The 614-nt window shown below is 73.3% G+C and carries 1 pseudogene; it reads left to right on the forward strand.

The window, feature by feature from the left end:
• Positions 1 to 49: 49 nt before the first annotated feature.
• Positions 50 to 614: pseudogene (locus ABD844_RS52975) on the forward strand (protein kinase domain-containing protein); the annotation flags it as partial.

The raw sequence follows: 614 nt of genomic DNA on the forward strand, positions 1-614 counted from the left end.
GGCCACCCGGCTGACCGCCACCGGAATACGGATCGGTACCCCGTCCTACATGTCGCCCGAGCAGGCCGACGGCAAGCCCGCCGACGCCCGCTCGGATCTGTACTCCACCGGATGCGTGCTGTATGAGATGCTCACCGGTCGGCCGCCCTTCACCGGGGACTCGCCCGCCGTCGTGCTCTTCGGGCACCTGCACAAGACCCCCCAGCCGCCCTCACATCTGATCCCGGCCCTGGCCCCCTTCTGGGACCAGGTGCTGGCGACCGCGCTGGCCAAAGACCCCCAACAGCGCCACCGGGATGCCGCGGCGATGCGACAGGCCATCGAAACCGGCTTAGCCGCCCCCACCACCCAGGCGCCTGCGCCGGCCCAGCCCTCCGCGTCCGCACCGGCTGCCCGGCTTGACACCCCCTCACCTACCGAACCGGCACCCACCGAACCGGCACCCTCCGTGTCGGCCCTCTACGCACCCGGCTCTCCCGGTCTCGGGGATCGGTCCGCGCCCGCATCCGCAACGCAAGATCACGTCGCTGCCGCGCCGCACCGGATCCTGTCCCGCCGCCGCCTGCTCACCGGGCTGGGCGTCGCAGGCCTGGCCGCCGCCCTGCCGGCCGCCT

Source organism: Nonomuraea antimicrobica (assembly GCF_039536965.1).
Classification (GTDB): domain Bacteria; phylum Actinomycetota; class Actinomycetes; order Streptosporangiales; family Streptosporangiaceae; genus Nonomuraea; species Nonomuraea antimicrobica.